Genomic DNA, 15,150 nt, shown 5'->3' with positions numbered 1-15,150 from the left:
GTGCCCGGGTGTTAATCAAACTCGCTTTAACCGGCATGACAAGCAAGTTCAAGAATTATGTTGTCTTATTGGCGGGTCTAATCATGGCGATAGCCATTTTCTATATGTTCCAGACTTTGGCCTGGAATAAGGAATTTATTAAAAGCAATTCGGTAATCAATCATATAGAGCTGGTTTATTTGATGGGTTCCTTTCTGCTGTCGGTTGTGACCTTTTTTTATATTATTTATGCCAGCTCGTTTCTCTTCTCGCTGCGTCAAAGGGAATTCGGCATGTATATGACGCTCGGAGCCAGGAAGAAAAAAATCAACACACTGTTGTTTATTGAAAATATGGTCATGGGCTGTATTTCTTTATTGCTTGGCATCGCTCTTGGAATCGGCCTTGCGGCCGTGGTCGGCCAGCTGATGGCGTCGCAGCTTGATGTGGATCTCGCAGGCTATCATCCGTTATTCGGACCCTCCATCGCCATTACGATTATTTTCTTCATCGCGTTGTTTTTGCTGTCCGCCTTGTGGAATTATGCCAAGCTATCCCGCATGCGGCTTCTGCAGCTGATACATGCGGACAAGCAGCCGGAGCGTATTCCGGTCATGAGCCGGATAAAATGGTTCATAAGCGTGTTAGGTATCTTGGCGCTTGGGATCGGTTATGTATGTCTGGTGTTTATGGAGCAGCTTAGGGAAATCGGGCTGCTGGTGGCCACCGTCATGACTACTCTTGGGACGTATTTGATCTTTATCTCGCTGGTGCCGCTCCTCATAAACCGCTTGAAGTCTGATAAGAGTCAGGCGAATAAAGGAATTCATGCCTTCACGTTCGGGCAGTTAAGCTTTCGGATCAATGGATTGACCAAAATGCTGGCGACAGTTGCGATGCTCATTGCTCTCTCGGCAGGGGCGATTTCCGGCGGAATGGCATTCCAGAACAATGCCTTTATCGCTGCCGAGAGCTATAAAATCTATGATGTCACCATCCATAACCCGACAGCGGAAGAGCAAAAGCTTCTAAGCGGCACAACGTTCACCGAAGAGCATGTCTATCATTACAAGGTGCACGACCAGACGGTATATTTTCTGCTTAAAGATATGGAGAAGGGCCGTCCGCTGACACATACCGGAAACACGCAGAAGGAGTGGGACCAATATACGAGGCTGGCCGACAAGATAGCGGCTGGTTCAATGGATGACGGCTCTTTGTCCCAAGAATGGATAAATTTCTTGTATGAGCTGCAGCCTCCTGCCGTAGAAATCCAGCAGATGCAGCTGGTGGATTCCAGCGCGTTCAATAAGATTGACGCAGCCAGTCAGGTTGCCATGATCGGCAAGACAGCGGGTTTCACCGCGAATAAACAGACATGGAAGCAGCTCGACCGGATGGAAGCGAAGAAATACGAAAATGTCGGTTATTATCCGCAGAGTAAAAATGAATATTATCAAAGCAAGCTCGGCTTAGCCAGCGGGACTGTATTCATGGGCTTCTTCCTGGGAATCGCCTTCCTGGCGATGATGGCCAGTTGTCTGATGTTCAAAATTCTTAGCGGCGCGAGCCGTGATGTCAATCGATACCGGATGCTGCACAAGATCGGTGTGCGGCGGAGCAGGTTGTCCGCTTCCATATATAAAGAACTGTTTCTGGTGTTTTTGATTCCCGGGGTCGTAGGATTGTCCCATGTGCTTGTCGGCATGAACTTGTTCTCGTTCATTCTGGTGAATCCGTATTACCGGATCTGGATTCCGCTTGTAATCTTTATGGTCATTTATACGATTTATTATTTTCTCACGGCCTATTTGTACAAACGGGCAGTTCTTCCTGGAAAACAAGTATAAAAACATCAAATTATCTCAAACTATAAGAACATGATGGTTTGCGTTCTGCCGGCAGTACCCAAGCGGCCTCGCAAGCGATGTTTTTAGGAGATGATGAGCTTGTTTATGCGCAAGGACCGGCCTTTGATTGTACAGGGCGATTTCACCGTGCTCCTTCATGATCTGCATCCGGACGCGGAGGAGGCGCGTGAGCAGCTGTCCTGTTTTGCCGATTTGACCAAGCGTCCGGGAGACATTCATACCTATCGGATCACGCCGTTGTCGCTGTGGAATGCAGCAGCGTCCGGGATGGGGGCCGATCAGATTCTGGAAGCTCTCGGCGCCCACAGCCGGTACGAGCTGCCCGTTAAAGTAACGAGCGGCATCCGCATGCTGACGGAACGCTACGGCAAGCTGACCCTTGACCGGACCGAGGAAGGCGATCTCATATTGTGCGGGGACGAGACGCTGCTTGGCACCCTGACGGAGGATGCCACAATCTCTGCATTGCTGACTGCAGGGGCGGAGACGGGCCAGCGTCATGCCAGTCCGGAAAACCGCGGGAGACTGAAACAGGAGCTGGTCCGCCTGGGTTACCCGGTCATAGATCTCGCAGGCTACCGGCATGGGGAGTCCCTGCCCGTCCAGCTGCGTCAACAGACACTGGGAGGACGCGGCTTCCAGCTTCGCGACTACCAGAAGCTTGCTGTGGATCTGTTCTACCGGGAAGGAAGAGAGGATGGCGGGAGCGGGGTGCTCGTTCTGCCGTGCGGGGCGGGCAAAACAGTTATCGGCATTGCCGCATTGGCCAGCCTGGGCTGTGATACTTTAATCCTTACCTCCAATGTCACCTCTGTCAGGCAGTGGAAAACGGAGCTGCTTGATAAAACAACGCTGGATGACAGCGATATCGGAGAGTATGCAGCCTCTTCGAAGCAGGTGCGTCCGGTTACGATCGCGACGTACCAAATTCTGACCGCCCGCCGCCAGAAAGACGACGAATTTACGCATATGAAGCTTTTTCAGGAGAGGAACTGGGGACTCATCATTTATGATGAAGTCCATTTGCTGCCTGCTCCGGTATTCCGGATGACTGCCGAGCTGCAGGCCACGCGGCGTCTGGGGCTTACGGCTACGCTTGTTCGTGAGGATGGACAGGAGAAGGATGTGTTTTCTCTTATCGGTCCGAAGCGTTTCGACATGCCCTGGAAGACGCTGGAGTCCCGTCAGTGGATTGCCACGGTCCACTGCGCTGAGATCCGCATTCCGCTCTCCACGCCGGAAAAACAGGAATATGAGGCGGCAGAGGCTAAATCCAAATTTCGGATTGCCGGAGAGAATGGAAGGAAAATCGATGCGGTCCGGACCTTGCTGACGAAGCACGAAGGCAAGCCGGCGCTTGTCATAGGCCAATATTTGCAGCAGCTCCATGCCATGGGAGAGGCCCTCCAGGCGCCTGTGCTTACAGGCGAGCTCCCCCATGCCGAGCGCGAGAAGCTTTACGATTTGTTCAAGGAAGGCGCCATTCCGGTATTGGTCGTCTCCAAAGTGGCGAATTTTGCAGTCGATCTGCCGGATGCGGCGGTGGCGATTCAAGTATCCGGAAGCTACGGGTCCCGCCAGGAAGAGGCCCAGCGGATCGGCCGTATTCTCCGGCCCAAGCCCGGCGACAACAATGCCTGGTTCTACACGCTGGTTTCCCAGGATACCAAGGAAGTGGATTTCGCGCATAAGCGCCAGTTGTTTCTGCTCGAACAGGGCTATCATTATGAAGTGAGCGACTGGCGGCTGGATAAGAACAAGTGGAAGCGTGAGAGCTACGTTCAGTGGGATGAGAGGCGGAAAATCAATGAATAGCCGCCAGGTTGCCAGCCGTCTGAATGAAGCGGAGCTGCAGCGGTACGCCTCGGCTCCCTTGTGGGCCTCTCCAGGAGTTGCGCTGCCCTGGCCGGAAGCGCTGCGCGACAAGCCGAGCCTGGCTGCCGCCTGGTCGTCTATGCCCCGGCCAGCTGCAGCGGCGCTCAACATTATCCTTGGGAGGTTTGGCGCATTGCCCTTCAAGGAGGAGCAGATGCTGGGCTTCAGCGAACCGGGAATCGCAGGAGCGGATTATCGGATCGGGCTTCTTATGCTGGCCGAATCAGGCATTATTTTCGCGGTACGCAAAGGTTGGGGCGAGAAGCTGTATTTTCTGCCGCGCGATACTTTTCTGCCCTGGCACCATACGCTGTTTGGATCCTTTATTCCCCCGGCAGAAGGCGCTGTCGGGGATGCGGATATTATTTTCGAAGAGAATGATGTTTATATCCCGGAGCTGGGACTTCAGCTGCTTCATGCATTGGCTGAGCTGGTGCGGTCGGGTATGCACAAGACGGTCAAAGGAATGCTGACCAAAAGGACAATTGAAAAATGCAGCAGCCAAATGGCCGTACAACCACGCGACCTGTCCCTGATAGGTTTAAAAACAGTTCCGTTTGCCGAATACCCGCTCCCGCTGGCATTTGTTCTTGAGATTGCATCCCGTAAAGGGTGGCTAAGCGAGGATGCAGATGCGTTCAGACTGCATTCCGGCCATCTGCAGGAGTGGTTTGAGCTAACAGGAGAGCAGAGGGAATCCGGGCTGCTGCAGCTCATGATCGAACAATATGCAGTTCTTGACAGCTCCGTTGCTGGCGCTGCTGCAGTCACAGCCGCTCTGGCAAGCGGGCAATGGTATAGGATTTCCGATGTGGAGAAGCAGGTGGATCAACACGCCTTCACGGGGGACAAGGAAGGTCTGACGCCCGTGCTGCGATGGGTCGGTCTGATGAAAGCCTGCGGTTATATGGAGCTGATGACAACAGCGAGCGGCGACGGATTCTTCAGATGGCTTATTTCGCTTGATTTAGTGCCGACTCAGAGTGCCAAGGAGCTTGCAGAGCCGATTGCGGTCTCTCCTGACGGGGATATTTACGTATCCGCCTATGTGCCCGCGGCAGTCAGATGGGAACTGGAGATGGTATGGGAACGCAAAGTCGTCGATGTGATTACGATCTATCGGGTAAATGAAAAAGCAGCCGTCAAAGCGATGGAACGAAGGTTTACCTGCGGGGATGTCATTGCCATGCTGGAGCGGGCGGCGGATCAGCCGCTGCCGGAGCCTCTCCGCTTTGCCATTGAAGGGTGGATGCAGCAGGATAACGTCACGGGGAATATGGAGACTAGAGCCTGCCAGCCGCTTGATGGAGTTCATCCGCCAGAGATCAAGCTTTATTTTCAGGATCCCTGTGCGCTTCATGCCTATGAGCTGCTCACTGAAGTGCCTTCAGTCAGGTCCTTGTTTGGCGGGCTTGAGGAGGTTTCGTCCATGTGGGTGAAGCAGTTAAGATCTTATCATGTCTCAACCCGCAGGGAACTTCTGGAGAAAGCGCTCAGCTGGAGAACGGCAGTCAAGCTGCAGCGCGAGGAAGGCCTGCAGCTGTTTGTGCCCCATGAAATCCAGGATTATGGCGGGCAGTGGGCCGTTATCGGCCATATTCATGGGGATGGTGCGGATATGCGTTCTCCGCTTCGTCTGAAACCGGATATGTGGGGGGAAATGATGCTGGTCATCCCGCTGGAAAGCGATTGAGGGCCAGGGCTTGGATCAGGCGACAAAAGCCCCCGTTTCTTCTTGAAACCTATTATGGTATGATAGCAAGTAGGCGAAAGCCTAACCTTCATACCAAAGGGGTGGGTACAGTGCAAGCGATACCAATGACTGAGCCTGCCGAGTTTGCGGGAAGCGGTGCGATTCTTGATTTCGTTCCCGATTCATCGCCCTCGCTTGATATGGCAGCATTGCTCATCAACGCTTATGAAATAGGCGACATGATTAATCAATCGGCGGAAGTTGCCGAATATGCATACTGGAAAACAGCAGTCGATCAGAGCCAGGAAGTCAAGGCGCTGATCCGGAAGTTCGAGAAAGCCAAGGAGCTCTTCGATGAATGCCAGCGGTTCGGACGGTTCCATCCCAACTTTCATGAGGCTAAGGATAAAGTGAAAGCCATCGAGAAAGAGCTTGCGGCGATTGAATGCGTGACCCGCTACAAAATCGCGGAGCAGGCGGTGGATGAGCTGCTTCATGACATTGCCAAACAGATCGCCGGCTCCGTGTCCGAAACGATCAAGGTACCAGGCAACGAATCTTCCGGCGGAGGCTGCGGCGGAGGCGGCTCCTGCGGATGCAGCACTGGCGGAGGCTGCGGATAAGGAAAAGGAGGACGATCGCGAGCTATGTTTTCAGAACGTACCGGCTATATTATTTGGGTCAATGATATCAAATCGGCCCGTTCATTGGAGAAATACGGCAATATCCATTATATTTCAAGGAAAATGCATTATGTCGTGATGTACATGAACAGCGATCGGGAAGAAGAGATTATCCGCAACATTCAACGGCTGCCCTTCGTGAAGAAGACGGAACGTTCTTACCGGAACGAAATCAAGACCGAGTATGAGCGCAATGTTCCAGACAAAACACGGTTTTACAGTTTGTGATCTCACAAGCTTCCGATACCGGTCAACGGAGCGGAAGCTGTTTTTTTAAACTTCTATATCCATAATGTACCAGTATTGGTGCAGCTTTATTTTTATTTTGTATTATTGGACATGCATGCTACAATGGATATAATTATAAATATAGTTAATAAGGCCTACTTCCTGGGGAGGGGTGGATCGTGCGATGAAAGACAAGACGACGGAGAGATGGAGCACCTACGAATCATTTCATGTCGTGTTAGGGGACAAGAAAGTAGCGGATATCGTCATCACGAACCATGCCAAAATTCGCTGGGCGGATCGCGTCGAAAGTGAAAAAACCGGATTTGAGGATATCGCCGATTTCATGTGGCAGTGTCTGAAGCAGGGACGTATTGAGCCTTATTATCGCAATGAGCAGGATGTTTATTTGATCGATGACGATCTGGTATTTGTAGCTGAATTCGCCACTTTGGATAAAGAAACCGATTTGGCCGGCAATCCGCTCCACAAGATGATCGTCGTCACGTTCCTCGGGCGGATGTCCGAGACCATTGAACTACGCGATTTGAAATCGTATTATTCCTGGCTGAGACATTCCCGGCGAATGACATTAATAAAAAACAGCAGAAAACGGAAATAATCGCCGCATATTTTGTTTAAATAATAAGCATGCGCTTCCAAAGAGCGTATGCTTTTTTCTGTGGAACCGCCTTTATTGCATGATTTGGCATTGGATACTCTTTGCATGGTTTGTTGTATAATGAATTTCAATGAGAGAAAGGATGAATGGGATGGCGCTTAATTTTCACCAGCTGCATATATTTTATACCGTGGCGGAGCGGGGGAGCTTCTCGGCTGCTGCACAAGCGCTTCATATGACGCAGCCTGCTGTAACGATGCAGATCCAGTCGCTGGAAGATTATTTTGGCACCAAGCTGCTTCAGCGCTCCACCAAGAGAATCGAGTTGACGGAAGCGGGCAGAGCCTTGATGCCGTTTGCCCAGCGCAGCATCGATCTGATCCGGGATACGGATGCCTCGATGTCGAAATTTACGAAACAGCTGAAGGGCCGGTTGCAGCTCGGCGCCAGTTTGACCATCGGCGAATATATTCTGCCCCGTTTGCTCGGACCGTTCGGCCAGGAATTTCCCCATATTTCAATCAGCATGAAGGTGATGAATACCGCACAAATCATGGAGGAAATTTTGAACCATCAGCTCAATTTCGGTCTTATTGAAGCGCCTGTCAATCATCCGGACATACATATGGAGGCGGTCATGAGCGATGAACTGAGGCTTATTGTAGGCAAATCCCATCCGCTGGCCGGTGCCCGGGAGCTGGTTCTGGCCGATGTGCTGGAGTATCCATTTGTGCTCAGGGAGCAGGGCTCGGGGACAAGGCTTGTAATGGAGGAACAGCTGAGGAACAAGGGTTTCGATCCCGCTGATCTGAAGATCGTTATGGAGCTGGGAAGCACCGGCGCCGTGAAATCGGCCGTCGAAGCAGGTCTTGGCGTTTCTTTCGTATCCGGATCATCCGTCAAGCATGAGGTTGCACTGGGTCTTATTCATACGATTCCGATTACGGACGCCAGCTTCAAACGCCAATTCTATTCGATTTATCTCAAATCCGCGCTGCTGCCTATTTCCGCGGTTACTTTTCTTACTTTTCTGCGTGAAAGGGATCTTCAGCAATGGCTATAGACCGTGTTGATCTCCACAGCCATACGACCGCTTCCGACGGACTGCAGCAGCCCCGGGAGAACGTGCGCATGGCCAAGGAGGCCGGACTTGCAGCAATCGCCATAACAGATCACGATACGGTCGATGGCATCGCGGAAGCGATCGAGGCGGGTAAAGAGCTCGGTGTGATCGTCGTTCCGGGCGTAGAAATCAGCACAGCCGCAAACGGCAGCGATATTCATATTCTGGGTTATTATACGGATTGGCAGAGCGAGTCCTGGCGCCTCAAGCTCGGCAGCCTGCTTCAGACGAGGGATCGCCGGAATCTGATGATTATCGAGAAGCTCCGCAATCTTGGGATTTCCATCACCTTGGACGAAGTGGTGGAGGAAGCCCGGAAGCAGGGCAAGGAGGGCGGAACGATCGGAAGGCCCCATATGGCCTCCTTATTGGTGGCCAAAGGGATTGTCGCTTCGATCCAGGAGGCATTCGACCGTTATCTCGCCTCCGACGGAGCAGCCTTCGCGAATCCGCCGCGGCTTCATCCCTTCGAGGCCATCGATTGGATTCGGGAGGCTGGGGGCACAAGCGTTATTGCTCATCCCGGATTGTATGGCGATGATGTGCTGGTGGAAGAAATTATCCGCTATGGCGCACAGGGAATTGAAGTCTATCACTCCGATCACGGGCCCGAGGATGAAATCAGGTACATTAGATTAGCTGAGAATTACAAGCTGATCATCACAGGCGGCTCCGATTATCACGGCAAGCGTGAGGAAGAAGTCTTCCACGGGCCGATCGGGAACCGCACGGTGCATGTGGATGTGCTGAAGCAGCTTGATCCGGCCAGGAGAGGCAGCCTCTAAATTGCTGCGGAATATCAAAAGCGCCGCGACTTGTCTTTTTAGTCGTGGCGCGATTGGCGGCAATCTAAGTTTTGATCTGCGATGGCAGAGCCTTTAAGCGTTGTTCATCCGGTGTGATGAAGAGCGTCTTTTGATGATCGTAAATAACAAATCCCGGCTTTGCTCCGCTGGGCTTCTTCACATGCCGGATCAGTGTGTAATCCACCGGAATTTGGCTCGATGACCGCGCCTGGCTGTAGTGAGCCGCCAGCATGGCCGCTTCCTCCAGCGTCTGTTCGTTAAATTCGGCTGCGCGGATAACGACATGAGAGCCCGGGATATCCTTGGTATGCAGCCAGGTCTCGTTCGCAGAGGCTGTTTTATTGGTCAAAAATTCATTCTGTGTATTGTTCTTGCCTACATAAATCGGAATTCCTTCCGAGGACGTATAACACAGCAGTGCGGGCCGGGTCGGCTTGCGCTTCTTCGTCCCCCGCTTGCTGCGGTCCCTCAAATATCCCTGTTCGACCAATTCCTCGCGTATTTCATCAATATCCGACAGCGTAGCGCTCTCCAGCTGCTGCAGCAGGGAAGCGATATATCGCATTTCCTCCTGCGCCTGATCCATCTGCTCGCCTACCACCGTCAGACTGTTCTTATGCTTGGTATATCTTTTGAAATATCGCTGCGCATTTTGCGACGGGGTGAGCTGCTTATCAAGCGGGATAGTGACCGTCCGCTGCTCCTCGTCATAATAGTCAACAACGTCAACCGACTCATCGCCCCGCTGAATCTGATGCATATAGGTGGTGATAAGCTCGCCGAGAATGCGGAATTTGTCTGCGTCCTGAGCATCGTTTAGCGTCTCCTGCAGCTTCTCCAATTTCTTCACGTTCTTGTTGTACTCATTTTGCAGAAAACGAATCAGATCCGACACGCGCTGTTTCACGGTGTCCCGGGTTGCTTTATCTCCATAAAAGGCTTCCAGGCAGAAGCTGATTGTATCGTAGCTCTCAGATATGCCTGTTAAATGAGTAAGCGCAGTCACGGAGAATGCCGATTTTCCGGTAGTCTCATCTGTAATGATTTGCGGATCGTATTGTTGGTCGCGAAACGTGGTCATCATTTGGTCAAAAGCAGGCCACAGGACCATAGGATCATCGCTCAGCTTGGCCTGGATCCCGCTGCGGTGAACGATTTCTTTGGCCAGCAGCGGACTGATTCCGCTGAAGGCTGCCACCAGCCATTTGTCCGCTGCCAGAACAGCGGGGGGAGCAGGCGGCTTATCACTGAATTCAGTATCTTCCGGCCGCTGAAGCGCTTTGGCAGCCTGGGCTTCGAAGATGAAGGCATACCCGCTTTCCGTTGTAACGGTAATCGGATCACGCTTATCCTGCTCCGGGGGCGCAGCGTACACTGCACCCGGCATCACGATCCTGAAGCTGCTGATTGCCGGCGTAACATGATGAATGCCGTCATGGATGATCCGGGTAGCGGCATCGATCAGAATGATATTGCTGTGTCTGCCCATGATTTCGATGATGATGGTTTTTAAGGAAATATCGCCGAGCTCATCCCGCTGGCGTATGTCAATATGAATAATGCGCTCATTGTCGATCTGGCGGACATCCTCGATCAGACCGCTTTCGCAATGCTTGCGGAGCAGCATGCAGAACATGGGCGCCTGGGTTGGATTAAGAAAGGATTGCTCCGTCCAATGGACCCTGGGATAAGTGGGATTCGCAGAAAGCAGCAGCTTGCTGTTTGAACCCCTGCCTTTAATCTGAAAAACCAGGTCATGGTCGGTGGGCTGATGTATTTTATGAATGCGCGAACCGATGCAGGATTGCAGGTCGTTTACGATCGCGCGGGTGACAATACCGTCTAAAGCCATGCGTGTTCAAATCTCCTTTGTAATGGTTCATCTCTCTATCATGCCATAGTTGGGACAAAAACTTAAGCCCCCGTTGGGATATTTTGCAGGTTGTCCGAATACATTTAGGCAATATAGGCTGTCCGCCGGGCGGCAAGTAACGGGAGGGAGACAGGGCATGGAACAAGGAAAGTGGCACCAGATGGGGACAGATGAGCTGGCACAGTCGTTTCAAGGATCCTTGGAGACCGGTCTTACGCCGGAAGAGGCAGCAGACAGACTCAGCCGTTTTGGGCGCAATGAGCTGACGGAGGGAAAGAAAGCTTCACCCTGGAAGCTGTTTTTTGGTCAATTCAAGGATTTCATGGTGCTTGTGCTCATAGGCGCAACGCTGATCTCAGGCTTGCTTGGCGAATATTTGGATGCGATCACGATTGTAGCCATTATTGTCATAAATGCGGTTCTCGGATTTGTACAGGAATACCGGGCGGAAAAATCGCTGCGCGCCTTAAAGGCGCTGTCGGCGCCGGCTGCAAAGGTCATGCGGGGATCCACGGTTATCGTTCTGCCTGCAAGCGAGCTTGTTCCAGGCGATATTGTATTGGTGGAGAGCGGGGACCGGATTCCGGCGGATATCCGGTTCATCGAAACCAACAGCTGTTACGCGGAGGAATCCGCTCTTACCGGAGAATCGGTTCCGGTCGGGAAGCACAGCCTGCCAATCAATGAAGCGGATCTGCCGCTGGGGGATCAGCGCAATATGGGCTTCATGGGAACCATGGTCACGCGGGGTACAGCCAGAGGCTTGGTCATTCGAACCGGCATGGATACCGAGATGGGCAAGATTGCCGATTTGATCCAGCAAACGGATTCCATGGAGACGCCGCTGCAGCATAGACTGGAGCAGTTGGGCAAAATTTTGATCGTTGTCGCGCTTGGCTTGACTGTTATTGTGGTGCTTGCGGGTATCCTGCACGGGCAGCCTGCTTACGAAATGTTCCTCGCGGGAGTCAGTCTGGCTGTCGCCGCAATTCCCGAGGGGCTGCCGGCCATCGTGACCATCGCGCTTGCCCTTGGTGTGCAGCGCATGATCAAACGGAGGGCGATTGTCCGCAAGCTGCCATCCGTTGAGACCTTGGGCTGCGCATCCGTGATCTGCTCGGATAAAACCGGTACATTGACACAAAACAAAATGACGGTCACCAATTTATGGATTGGCGGACGTCAGTTGCAGGTAACCGGCGAGGGTTATGAACCGGTTGGCGCTATTATGGAATCCGGGAATGCACTCGATACGAAGCATGATCTGTCGCTGCGCCGGCTGCTGCAAATCGCCGCTCTTTGCAACAATGCTGCTTTGTCGCAGGTCGAGGTGGATTCGGATATCAAGCGCAAGAAAGGCAAAGATACGGCTGTCAATGAAGAATGGGTGCTCAAGGGTGATCCTACCGAAGGGGCATTGACCGTACTTGCCGCGAAGCTGGGCATCACGATGAAATCAATGGAAGGTCTTTATAAACGGGTTAAGGAATATCCCTTCGATTCCGAACGCAAGCGCATGTCCGTGCTCGTCACCCATCAGGGAGGACGGTTGATCTGCACGAAGGGCGCACCGGACATGCTGATGGATCGCTGCGCTTATGTGCTGTGGGACGGCAAAGTTGTTCCGTTCACCTCAACGCTGAAGCAGAAGGTAACGGACGCAGGTGAAGCGATGGCGCTGTCCGCAATGCGGGTCCTCGGGTTCGCTTACCGCGATTTGCGGCCGCAGGACGCTACGGAGGTCGAAGATGACGTTGAATGCCAGCTGATTTTTGTCGGTCTGAGCGGAATGATTGATCCCCCGCGGCGCGAGGTGCGGGAGGCGATTGCAACCTGCCGCAGAGCGGGAATCAAGACGGTGATGATTACAGGAGACCACCAGCTTACGGCAGAAGCGATTGCCGGCCAGCTCGGCATCATGCCAAGGGGCGGCTTGTCCATCAGCGGCCAGCAGCTTGCAGCCATGAGCGAAGAACAGATGGATCGTCTCGTCGATAACATCTATGTCTATGCGCGTGTATCCCCCGAGCATAAGCTGCGGATCGTCAAAGCGCTCCAGCGCAAAGGCCATGTCGTCGCGATGACCGGCGACGGCGTCAATGACGCGCCGGCAATCAAAGCGGCGGATATCGGAATTGCGATGGGCATCACGGGAACGGATGTGTCGAAGGAAGCGGCTTCCCTTGTGCTCAGTGACGACAACTTCTCCACAATCGTAGCAGCTATTGAAGAAGGCAGGGGGATCTACGAGAATATTCGTAAATTTATCCGCTATCTGCTTGCCTCGAATGTAGGCGAAATTCTCACGATGTTCCTGGCGATGATGGCCGGTCTTCCGCTGCCGCTGGTGCCCATCCAGATTCTATGGGTGAATCTGGTTACCGATGGCCTGCCGGCGATGGCTCTGGGTGTGGATCAGGCCGAGAAGGATCTGATGCAGCATAAGCCGCGCTCTGCCAAAGAGAATATATTTGCCAGAAGGATGGGCTGGAAAATCATCAGCCGCGGTATTCTGATCGGCGTATGCACCCTGGCTGCCTTCTGGATTACCTTGAACAAGGACCCAGGCAGCGCGTCCAATTTAGTGGAGGCTCAGACGGTTGCTTTTGCCACCTTGGTTATGGCTCAGCTGATACACGTATTCGACTGCCGCAGCTCGCGGTCGATCTTTCACCGCAATATTTTTCAAAACAAATATCTGCTGCTTGCCGTCCTGTCGTCCGTGCTCCTGATGCTGGGAGTACTGTATATCGAAGCGCTGCAGCCGATATTCAAAACCGTTCCGCTCGGCTTCCGCGACTGGTGTCTGGTGCTTGTAGCAGCCGGCATTCCGACCTTCCTCATGGGCATCGGCAGCGTGCTTGGCACCACGGAGAAGAAGAACAAAAGCAACTGGCCGCTTAAAGGCTCCCGCACACTGACGAGATGATCCCGTAATATTTTGATTAAGCCGCACCCGGCGAGGGTGCGGTTTCTTTTTGTTTGGAGAAGCGCATATTTTCGGTTTGGGCGGGAGATTTGTTTCGTTCAAATTCCGTTCATAATCGGGGTGTATGCTTCAATCTAGAAGTGGTGAGATGTTAAATAAAACCAAACTATAGAGGATGAGATGCTATGGAAGCTATTCAAAATCAAGTGCAGAGCCTGCTGGATGAATGGACTGGCAGCGGGAGGGAAGACGGTGTTCAAGTGGCCGTCTATCATCATGGTGTGCTGATCGTCAATGCCTGTTCCGGAACAGCCGACCGCAAGACGGGCCAACCGGTGGACGAAAATACGCTCTTTGTTGCTATGTCCTGCTCGAAGGGAATCACCGCAACGGTTATTCATATGCTGGCCCAGCAAGGGAAACTGGATTACGATGACCGCATTGCAGACTATTGGCCCGCATTTGCAGTGAACGGCAAGCAGGATATTACAATTCGGCATGTACTTAGACATGAAGCGGGAATTCCCCAAATGCCCGAGAACAGCACCGTGGATATGATCTGCGATTGGGATGAAATAATCGGGGAAGTGGAGCGGCTTACGCCTGTTTGGGAGCCTGGAACCAAAACGGGTTATCACGGTTTTACCTTCGGCTGGATTCTGGGCGAGATTGCGCAGCGGGCCGATGGCCGCCCGTTTGCCCAAATTGTCTGCGAGGAAATTTGCAAGCCGCTCGGCATATCGGTGGAGCTTTACTTCGGTGCACCGGAAGCGGCGGAGCCGCGGATTGCCAAGCTGAGCGGAGAGCCGCTGCCGTGGGACGATATGCCGGATGAAATGCTGCTGAAAAGAATGCTGCCGCCATCCGTCTCGCCAAACAACAATTTGTCGGCCTGGAACGGACCGCGCGTCCATCAGGCTGTCATGCCGGCATCCAACGGCATCATGACGGCAAACGCGCTCGCGAGGATATATGCCTCCTTGATCGGAGACGGCGTTGATGGTGTAAGGCTGCTGACACCTGCACAGTCTTGGGCAGCTGCCAGGCTGCAGACCGATCAGCCGGATGAAATCTTCCTGGGCCTGCCCATCCCCAAGGCGCTCGGATACTGGCTTGGGGGAATCAAAGTGGGACTGACAGCAATGGGTTCCAGACAGTCCGCATTTGGCCACACCGGCAACGGGGGCATGATTGGATTCGCCGATCCCGAGCATAATCTCACGATCGCGATCCTCAAAAACCGAATGACCTATAACCGCGGCGAGCAGGAAACAGATATATTTCTAACTAATAAAATCAGACAATTACTAAATCTCCCAATCTAACACGGCTTCTCCTCAAAACCCTGCCCGGTTCCATTGGTCAAGCCCCAAATTTGTAGACAATGAAAAAAGCCCTAGGCTATGAGCTGGCGTCGGTACTCAACCGGCGTCAGTTTGTTTAATTTTAATTGAATCCGTTCTTCGTT

At 52.8% G+C, this 15,150-nt stretch carries 11 protein-coding genes; 10 read left to right on the top strand and 1 reads right to left on the bottom strand.

All coding sequences use genetic code 11. From position 1 onward, the window contains the following. Positions 1-8: 8 nt before the first annotated feature. The 8 genes from AC0YOA_RS25280 to AC0YOA_RS25245 all read left to right on the top strand — a co-directional run bounded on the left by AC0YOA_RS25280 (position 9) and on the right by AC0YOA_RS25245 (position 8,859). Positions 9-1,829, top strand: a complete 1,821-nt coding sequence (locus AC0YOA_RS25280) for an FtsX-like permease family protein (RefSeq protein WP_475788994.1) — start codon at positions 9-11, stop codon at positions 1,827-1,829. 105 nt (positions 1,830-1,934) lie between these two features. After that, positions 1,935-3,665 (top strand): DNA repair helicase XPB, encoded by a 1,731-nt coding sequence (locus tag AC0YOA_RS25275; protein ID WP_475789181.1) that lies wholly within the window; start codon positions 1,935-1,937, stop codon positions 3,663-3,665. After that, positions 3,658-5,418 carry a hypothetical protein gene (locus AC0YOA_RS25270; RefSeq protein WP_475788993.1) on the top strand — a complete coding sequence of 587 codons (1,761 nt, stop codon included), beginning with the start codon at positions 3,658-3,660 and terminating at the stop codon, positions 5,416-5,418. The genes AC0YOA_RS25275 and AC0YOA_RS25270 overlap by 8 nt, the downstream gene beginning before the upstream one ends. Before the next feature lie 200 nt (positions 5,419-5,618). Continuing rightward, positions 5,619-6,041 (top strand): YlbF/YmcA family competence regulator, encoded by a 423-nt coding sequence (locus tag AC0YOA_RS25265; protein WP_475789180.1) that lies wholly within the window; start codon positions 5,619-5,621, stop codon positions 6,039-6,041. Positions 6,042-6,065: 24 nt separating this feature from the next. Then, positions 6,066-6,329 (top strand): YlbG family protein, encoded by a 264-nt coding sequence (locus tag AC0YOA_RS25260; RefSeq protein ID WP_210039983.1) that lies wholly within the window; start codon positions 6,066-6,068, stop codon positions 6,327-6,329. 184 nt (positions 6,330-6,513) lie between these two features. Further along, positions 6,514-6,951: a hypothetical protein gene (locus AC0YOA_RS25255; RefSeq protein WP_188992175.1), complete on the top strand. Its 438-nt coding sequence runs from the start codon at positions 6,514-6,516 to the stop codon at positions 6,949-6,951. Positions 6,952-7,102: 151 nt separating this feature from the next. Beyond that, on the top strand, positions 7,103-8,014 hold the full coding sequence (locus tag AC0YOA_RS25250; protein WP_475788992.1) for a selenium metabolism-associated LysR family transcriptional regulator: 912 nt from the start codon (positions 7,103-7,105) through the stop codon (positions 8,012-8,014). Beyond that, the gene (locus tag AC0YOA_RS25245; protein ID WP_475788991.1) at positions 8,005-8,859 is read left to right on the top strand and encodes a PHP domain-containing protein; all 855 of its coding nucleotides are present in this window, start codon (positions 8,005-8,007) and stop codon (positions 8,857-8,859) included. The genes AC0YOA_RS25250 and AC0YOA_RS25245 overlap by 10 nt, the downstream gene beginning before the upstream one ends. A gap of 64 nt (positions 8,860-8,923) precedes the next feature. On the opposite strand, the gene AC0YOA_RS25240 is transcribed toward AC0YOA_RS25245, so the two are convergent. Next, positions 8,924-10,732 (bottom strand): Rqc2 family fibronectin-binding protein, encoded by a 1,809-nt coding sequence (locus tag AC0YOA_RS25240; protein WP_475788990.1) that lies wholly within the window; start codon positions 10,730-10,732, stop codon positions 8,924-8,926. A gap of 157 nt (positions 10,733-10,889) precedes the next feature. Between AC0YOA_RS25240 and AC0YOA_RS25235 the strand changes: the two genes are divergently transcribed. After that, on the top strand, positions 10,890-13,682 hold the full coding sequence (locus tag AC0YOA_RS25235; RefSeq protein WP_475788989.1) for a calcium-translocating P-type ATPase, SERCA-type: 2,793 nt from the start codon (positions 10,890-10,892) through the stop codon (positions 13,680-13,682). Between the two features lie 185 nt (positions 13,683-13,867). Further along, complete coding sequence (locus AC0YOA_RS25230; RefSeq protein WP_475788988.1) at positions 13,868-15,007, top strand: serine hydrolase domain-containing protein; 1,140 nt, start codon at positions 13,868-13,870, stop codon at positions 15,005-15,007. Positions 15,008-15,150 lie beyond the last annotated feature (143 nt).

The organism is Paenibacillus sp. JT22N12 (assembly GCF_056269365.1).
This window is presented reverse-complemented; position numbering and strand designations above follow the sequence as displayed.

Excerpts from the sequence above, each read along its gene's own strand:
- AC0YOA_RS25275 (WP_475789181.1), top strand. The coding sequence starts at position 1,935 with ATGCGCAAGGACCGGCCTTTGATTGTACAGGGCGATTTCACCGTGCTC.
- AC0YOA_RS25270 (WP_475788993.1), top strand. The coding sequence starts at position 3,658 with ATGAATAGCCGCCAGGTTGCCAGCCGTCTGAATGAAGCGGAGCTGCAG.
- AC0YOA_RS25265 (WP_475789180.1), top strand. The coding sequence starts at position 5,619 with ATGGCAGCATTGCTCATCAACGCTTATGAAATAGGCGACATGATTAAT.
- AC0YOA_RS25260 (WP_210039983.1), top strand. The coding sequence starts at position 6,066 with ATGTTTTCAGAACGTACCGGCTATATTATTTGGGTCAATGATATCAAA.
- AC0YOA_RS25255 (WP_188992175.1), top strand. The coding sequence starts at position 6,514 with ATGAAAGACAAGACGACGGAGAGATGGAGCACCTACGAATCATTTCAT.
- AC0YOA_RS25250 (WP_475788992.1), top strand. The coding sequence starts at position 7,103 with ATGGCGCTTAATTTTCACCAGCTGCATATATTTTATACCGTGGCGGAG.
- AC0YOA_RS25245 (WP_475788991.1), top strand. The coding sequence starts at position 8,005 with ATGGCTATAGACCGTGTTGATCTCCACAGCCATACGACCGCTTCCGAC.
- AC0YOA_RS25240 (WP_475788990.1), bottom strand. The coding sequence starts at position 10,732 with ATGGCTTTAGACGGTATTGTCACCCGCGCGATCGTAAACGACCTGCAA.
- AC0YOA_RS25235 (WP_475788989.1), top strand. The coding sequence starts at position 10,890 with ATGGAACAAGGAAAGTGGCACCAGATGGGGACAGATGAGCTGGCACAG.
- AC0YOA_RS25230 (WP_475788988.1), top strand. The coding sequence starts at position 13,868 with ATGGAAGCTATTCAAAATCAAGTGCAGAGCCTGCTGGATGAATGGACT.